The sequence below is a fragment of the Paenibacillus senegalensis JC66 genome, from assembly GCF_000285515.1.
Taxonomy (GTDB): domain Bacteria; phylum Bacillota; class Bacilli; order Paenibacillales; family NBRC-103111; genus Paenibacillus_L; species Paenibacillus_L senegalensis.
The window spans coordinates 741,060-747,939 of sequence record NZ_HE610958.1 but is presented as its reverse complement, the minus strand read 5'-3'; the positions used below and the strand labels follow the sequence as shown (position 1 = coordinate 747,939).

5 protein-coding genes are annotated in these 6,880 nt (G+C 43.6%); 1 reads left to right on the top strand and 4 read right to left on the bottom strand.

Annotation, left to right across the window (positions count from 1 at the left end):
* Positions 1-63: 63 nt before the first annotated feature.
* Positions 64-384 (bottom strand): hypothetical protein, encoded by a 321-nt coding sequence (locus tag PSHG_RS11695; RefSeq protein ID WP_010272900.1) that lies wholly within the window; start codon positions 382-384, stop codon positions 64-66.
* Positions 385-1,278: 894 nt separating this feature from the next.
* Between PSHG_RS11695 and PSHG_RS11690 the strand changes: the two genes are divergently transcribed.
* Positions 1,279-2,175, top strand: coding sequence for a sugar-binding transcriptional regulator (locus PSHG_RS11690; protein WP_157213451.1), 897 nt, complete (start codon positions 1,279-1,281; stop codon positions 2,173-2,175).
* A gap of 237 nt (positions 2,176-2,412) precedes the next feature.
* Here the strand turns inward: PSHG_RS11690 and PSHG_RS11685 are convergent, their stop codons facing one another.
* From PSHG_RS11685 to odhB, 3 genes are all read right to left on the bottom strand, one after another.
* Complete coding sequence (locus tag PSHG_RS11685) at positions 2,413-3,792, bottom strand: stalk domain-containing protein (protein ID WP_010272898.1); 1,380 nt, start codon at positions 3,790-3,792, stop codon at positions 2,413-2,415.
* Positions 3,793-3,916: 124 nt separating this feature from the next.
* A complete protein-coding gene (locus PSHG_RS30545; protein ID WP_148497553.1) occupies positions 3,917-4,756 on the bottom strand; it encodes a hypothetical protein in 840 nt (279 codons plus the stop codon).
* Positions 4,757-5,781: 1,025 nt separating this feature from the next.
* Positions 5,782-6,879 carry a 2-oxoglutarate dehydrogenase complex dihydrolipoyllysine-residue succinyltransferase gene (gene odhB, locus PSHG_RS11675; protein ID WP_010272894.1) on the bottom strand — a complete coding sequence of 366 codons (1,098 nt, stop codon included), beginning with the start codon at positions 6,877-6,879 and terminating at the stop codon, positions 5,782-5,784.
* Between the last annotated feature and the right edge of the window lies 1 nt (position 6,880).

Sequence of the window (6,880 nt, the reverse complement as noted above, 5' to 3'; positions counted from 1 at the left end):
CCCTACTTAGGATGTTTACGATCGATGAAGATGGGCAGAGGTTCAAGTAAAGATGCCGGGTATCTAGGTATAAAGTAGTGTAATAACCAGAAGTTCGTACAGCACCAAGGGAAGTATGACATTGTTATAATAGGAATAGGGCTGCCGATAATCTATGACTCTGTTTTCCATGCTGGGCTGGGGAATGCTCAGATAGAGGTGAGTCTGGTCCAGATTTACAAGGACCCCTTCATAAATCGTTCCGTCGATCGTCTGAATTCGGACAGGCTTTTGGATATAAGGACGGCTTGCATGATAAACTTGGTCACGTGCTTTTTTCAACATTTGAGCAGTGGCGGAATTGGCCTGATAAATGACCGGATTCATCTCGGCTAGATTCTCCATATTCATTCCTCCTGAACTTAACTATGATGATATATACATATGCTTTCGCCCAGCAAGGGTGCATTGCTATAGCTGGACCCGGTATAGTATCCAAGGTTTGACGGGAAGTTTGAGGTCGCTTGCAGCCTGATTCGAATTCTAACGCTCGCCGTGGTCCTTATTTGAGCAAAATCAGGGGGTTCAAAATTGTAACGCTTGCCATCATCCTTATTTTGCTTCAGATTCGCGGTTTTCTGGACTTTCTGTCACAAATAAGATCGGGGATGAGCGTTAGAAATAAATAGCCTGCTTTTTTAGGCAAATAAGAGCAAGGGCGAGCGTTAGCGTAAGGACATCGGGTAAGGCAGCGTGCAGGGAGTCTCACGAGACATTGCGAATGCTATCCGGCAGGGCAACGCATAGGGAGAGCTCGCAGGCAACGTAAAAGTAGTCAAGGAAGGTAATGCTTAGTGAGAGCTCGCAGGCAATGTAAAAGTACGAAGCATAGGAAGAGCTCGAAAGGTACCGCGGAAGTAGTCAAGGAAGGCAACGCATAGGGAGAGAAGTAGTCTCACGGGTTATTCGCGGACCCTCGCGAAGCAGCGCGCAGGCCATCACGCAGGGCAAGGTGTAGGCGTTTCATCGCAGGGCAGTGCGCGGGACGTCCGCGAAGCAGCGCGCAGGCTACGTCGCAAGGCAGCACGTACCCGTGTTTGGCGTTAAAATCTTCAAAATCGGTCATTTGAAGCGGGTGAGCCTAGTGCTCCTTTCTTGCGGGGAGTATCAAAATAGACCTTATATTTTTAATTCTTAAGCCTCTTTTTTATCACTCGTTTATGATATGATGACATTATGAGAATAAATCCCAAAAAAGGACAAATGTCCAAAAGAGCTTTTTTAGAAAGGGTTGCCAGAATGTATTATATTCTGGGCTATAACCAGCAAGAAATAGCAGAACAGTTGGATGTAGGCCGTTCGTCTGTAGCGCGTTTCCTAAATGAGGCGAGAGAGCAGGGGGTGGTTCAATTTTTTGTCTCGTCTGACTTTGAAAGCTGGCGCAACCATTCGTTGGAGACAAAGCTGGTTAATCAGACTCATTTAAAGGAATGTGTCATTTTCAAGACGAATCCATCAGGAAGCACATTTGAAATGATGGCTGCCAAGTACTTAAATACCGTTCTTCCCTCTACCGGAGCCATCGGTCTGGGGTGGGGTAGAACGCTGCATGCGGTTGGCACCCAAATGCACTCTTGCGATGCCCGGCCCGATTTAAGCGTCGTTCAGCTTTCAGGAGGATGGGGTGCTAAGGAGGAGCTCGTGCCGGCTACCTCCAATATCCAATTGTGGTCAACGGCCTTACATGCGAGACCGTTATATTTGCCCGCTCCAGCCATCGTGGCTACGGTGGAGAGCAAGAAGAGCATATTAGGCGACCCTAGCGTCAAAGAAGTGCTGGACCGAATGAGTCAGCTTAAAGCGGCCGTTATTGGAATCGGTCATACGGGTCCGGATGCTACAATCAATTATACCAATCTGGCACCTGACCTGAATCGCAGTTTCTTGGAATCCCGCAGTGTCGGGGATGTGATTTTTCATTTTTACGATGAGAATGGCACATTTTCTTTTCCAGAATTAAGCGACCGGGTAATCGGGGCGACGGCCGAAGATTTTCTGAATATTGATCTGAGGATCGGAATTGCCAAGGGTGGGGAAAAGAAGAAGGCCATCTTGGGCGCAATTCGGGGCGAACTGGTTCACGTTCTAATAACAACGGAAGACACGGCACAGCAGCTGCTGGACTTGGAAGCTTGAAGACGTATTGGAGCAGCTAGTGTTTGAGAAACAATACTTGTCATGATACATAAAACAACAATAGTAACAACAATAGTAACAACAATAGTAACAACAAACCGGACCTCTTCTAAAGGGATCCGGTTTTTTATAGAGTGAAAGGACAGGCTTTTTGTAAACACAGGATAGACGCAAAACTTAGCGATACCCTACTCCTTGAAGACACGCGAAGAGTTTTTTAACATTACCAGGTCAAGCTTATTCGTTCAAAATAACGGAATAGGATTCTTGTAGCCAATCAATATCAATGTTGAAAAGTTCCATCAAATCACGAATACCGACATAAGTTTTTCCAAATTCGCTAATTGTTATCATTTCAATGTCAGGATGATCCTGGTTGATTTCCCTTATACGTTCATTATACTGAATAATTATATTTCTTTTAAAGGCATCGTAGCTGATTTTTCCCCCGAGAGCTTCGGTTGCTGCGGCAAGAGGAACCCATGTTTTCGATCGGACTGTGTCGAGATAAGCTGGAACTTCTGTAATTAGAGGAGAGCCTTTATGGATTATTTGCAACGGTTTATAGTTCAACACGTTCACTTTCTGTAGATTTTCGACTATCATTACTTGAGTTGTAGACAAGGGGATAACTTCAATATCTGCTGTAGTACAAGAACAGGCAGCCAAGTAAGAGTTATAGCCAAAAAAAGATTGAGACACTATGTTATTGTTCTCAGGATCGTATTCAATAATTCCAATTAATTTTTTATTAATTAATTCATAGGAAAGGATAAGGACTCCATTCTCTTCCTGGATGAATGCAGAATTAATAAGCTTGGGAATGGAGGAGGGTGGTATTAATTGACTTAACTCATCAATGATTTGAGTGGAAATTAAATTTCCATCAGAGTCATAGACTGACATTTCCCGATCATTCAGAATACCAAGTTTCCTATCGGACAAAGGTAGCAGTGGCAAATGATTAGTATTCATAGCATAATTGAGTCGGTTGTTATCAGGGTCAATTGCTAATACGGTTCCATCGGATAAACTTACATAGATGAGACCTCCTCCGTACTGAATATCATTAATAAAGGGTGCGTATCCCTTCTCAGGTAAATATTCTTCAATATCTATTGTCTTGATAGCCTGATTTTTTTCAATCTTTACAAGGTTTGAGGAGCGGTGGTCAATAACGGCTAATCCTTGATTTGGTGTTGGTATATATTGCGGGATGGAACTGACATGAACTGACCATAATGCGTCATTATGATCTTTAACCAATGCCTTCAATTTGCTGGAGTCACTGGCTCTCTCAAGTTTAATAGGAAGAGTAATTTTTCTAGGTACCGGTTCTTCGGGATTGATCAGTACCAATTCCTCATCAGTACCATTGCTTATAAATATGGCTATATCCCCGTCATGCAATACATGTGTGGAAAGGATAACTTGATCAGGAGTTGCCTCGTAAGCTGAAATGATTTCATCTTGAATTTTCCCAAGTGCAAAATCAAGATGCCCTTCTTTCCAAGATACGATTGCTGATTGATTTGCTTGCGTAATATGTGGGAACATCAGAACGAATGCTAAAGTCAAAAAGAATAAACCAGAACTTTTTAATATTTTTCCGGCCATAAAACACACCTCCAACTGTTTAACGTATTGTTAGAAAGTAATGTTGCGTTGTAATCACAAAATAAATCGTCAAAGTCGATTTATTCGACTTCGACGATTCGGTACAATCATTAAAGGACGAGTATTATCTGTATTCTATGCTAATGCGATCTTGATAATGAGGAATAATATTACTAAATTCAGTGACCTTTAATCTGTCGGGTTTCCATTCAGTACTGGATGTTTCTTGAGTATTAAGTAATCGATATCCGCTAGTCCAATAAAAGTAAACATTTGTCCAGAAAGCTCCTCTCATGTAGGCACCACTTGTTGGATTGTAACAATGCGTTGCAAAAGAGGTTTCTTTACCAAAAGTTGTGTATGTCCCCCTACTATCGTACTGATGATTGGAGTTTGTATGATACATATGATTAGCTAGTAACTTCCAATTGCTTCTATCCACAACTCTAATGTTAATTGCATTATCTAGAGTTGTAACGACCATGTTAACTTGTTGATTACTTCTGATATTAGCGTTCACACTAGCCCAAACAGGTACTACTTCATATCTTCCTCTTCCGCTATCCCAGTAAGCCCACCAGCCACTTATAAAAGTGTGCCAAGTATTGGTGAACACATTATAGAACAGTCCTGCATCTAATCCGCCACGAGCGTAGGTATTTTGATAGACTTGGAAGAAGTAATAAGGGACTTCGTTTTGTTTATTGTCCCAAGAGGTAACGTTTATTGAATGTGGAAAATTAATATCACCTGATGCAGAATATCTTCCATATTGCCCCTTTACGATATAGTGATATCCGTCCATTCCAGGATTAGGGCAAGAATTATTTGCTTGTAACTTACTTTCAATAGGTGCTTCTCCATATAATGCTTCGGCGTACAACTCATAATTATTAGGGATGGGAATATTTCCACTATCTGTTATGGCGAGTGATCCCTCAACATTATAAGAACTATCAACCACTTCAGGTTCGGATAACAGAGAATTTTTAAAGTTATCTAAGTGCTCTTTTTTACTTGATTATTCTTTAATAGATTCTCCGCATATAGCGCGTTATTACCCAGTTTTAAAATCTCATCATACGTGAAACCATGATTCTCAAATATCGAAATATCAACAAGTTCTTGTAATGTGATATCAGTGTAAGTATTATTTGCTCCCATTAATAACGAAGGGAAAATTAGACTAAAGCTTATGAATAAAGATAAGAAGACACCCAATTTTTTCATGAACTTAACCTCACTTTCTTTTTTATAAGTAAAATGTAAAATGAAACAAAAAATACTATCTTGCCCTCCCTTCCGTGGACATAATTTTTATAATTGTATCAGGAGAGTAACTCCTTACTACAATCCTCATATGTTGTTGTATATGATCTATACTTGCTGTCATAAAGTTATCTGGGCTTCGTCTTAAGTAATTTTGGAGTCTATGAAGCGGAACTATGTAGTTGAAGAAAATCTGTAGAAGGAATGACGGCCACAACGGCGCGAAATTAATTGCAAACATGCAACCACGTACTCAGCTACATTTCCAATTAATTAAAGGACAACCAAATGAGTATTTCGGATACGAGTAAATGTAGTTTTGGATATAGTAGTGGTTAGAACAATCAGATCCTGCCCGCTGAATCATGAGGTAATCTTGCCAACTAGGCTCATGCCGCTGATAGAATAACAATATAGATATATACTAGAATACTTGGGCAGGCTATTATTGTTCTGTATAAAGGAAATGGTTGAAAATCGTAAAAGAAGAAACTTAACAATTACCATTCAATGGATAAAGCGTATGATTTACATTATGATGAAAAAAATGTAAATTTCAAGATATATTTACCAATCTATTGTTATAAAAATTTAACGGTTTGACAAAGTTTGTTTTAACAAAAAAAGAGCTGTCCTTCGAGTCGAATAAGACTACTAAGGACAACTCCAGTTATATCCAAATTGGAACATAACGCATTTGGTTGGTTTTTATCAGATGAATCAACCTTCCAGCAGCAGGGATTCCGGATCTTCGAGCAGCTGCTTCACTCTTACCAGGAAGCTGACCGCTTCGGCTCCGTCAACAATGCGATGATCGTACGAAAGAGCGATATACATCATCGGACGGTTCTCCATCCGCTCTTCATCAATTGCGACCGGACGTCTTTGGATCGTATGCATTCCGAGAATCCCGACCTGCGGTGCGTTAAGAATAGGGGTGGAGAGCAGAGAGCCAAATACTCCGCCGTTCGTGATTGTGAACGTTCCGCCTTGCAGATCGGACAAAGCTAACGTATTAGCCCGGGCTTTTTCTGCTAGTGAGCCTATTTGCTTCTCGATCTCCGCGAAGCTAAGACGATCTGCATCGCGAACGACTGGCACGACCAGTCCTTCTTTCGCGGAGACGGCGATCCCAATATCATAGAACTGCTTGACGAGAATGTCATCACCATCAATCTCGGCATTAAGCAGCGGGAAAGCTTTAAGGGCGCCAACGACTGCTTTGGTGAAGAAGGACATGAAGCCAAGGTTCACATCGAACTTCTCCTTGAACTTGTCCTTGCGGCGCTTGCGGATATCCATGATGGCCGTCATATCGACTTCATTGAAGGTCGTCAGCATCGCCGCAGTTTGCTGCGCCTCGACGAGCCGCTTGGCGATTGTCTGCCGGCGGCGGGACATCCGGCGCCGCTCAATCGCTTTGCCGCCGTCCGCCGCTGCTGCTGCCGCAGAGCCGCCGCCTGCCGCCGCTCCTGCAGCTGCGGCGGGCGGCTTGCTAGCCGCAGCTCCTCCGGCTGCCGCTGGGCTCTGGCCCGGCTTGTACGATTGAACGTCTGCGGGCTTGATCCGACCGATCGGATCGCCGCTGCCCACTTCGTTCAAGGAGATGCCGCGCTCACGAGCCAGCTTGCGGGCCGCGGGAGACGCGTGGAAGGAGCCGCTTCCCTCGGCTGCCTGCACAGATGAAGCAGCTGGGGCTGCTCCATCTGCCGCAGGGCTTGCGGGGCGCTGCTCTTCCTGAGAGGGCTCCTCGGCCGCAGCAGGAGCGCTGCTTGCGGCGGGCGCCTCTGCCGGGGCGGCGACATCGCCCTCCTCAATG

Bases quoted from the DNA above. Each gene is read 5' to 3' on its own strand.
- PSHG_RS11690 (WP_157213451.1), top strand. From the start codon at position 1,279: ATGTATTATATTCTGGGCTATAACCAGCAAGAAATAGCAGAACAGTTG.
- PSHG_RS11685 (WP_010272898.1), bottom strand. From the start codon at position 3,792: ATGGCCGGAAAAATATTAAAAAGTTCTGGTTTATTCTTTTTGACTTTA.
- PSHG_RS11695 (WP_010272900.1), bottom strand. From the start codon at position 384: ATGGAGAATCTAGCCGAGATGAATCCGGTCATTTATCAGGCCAATTCC.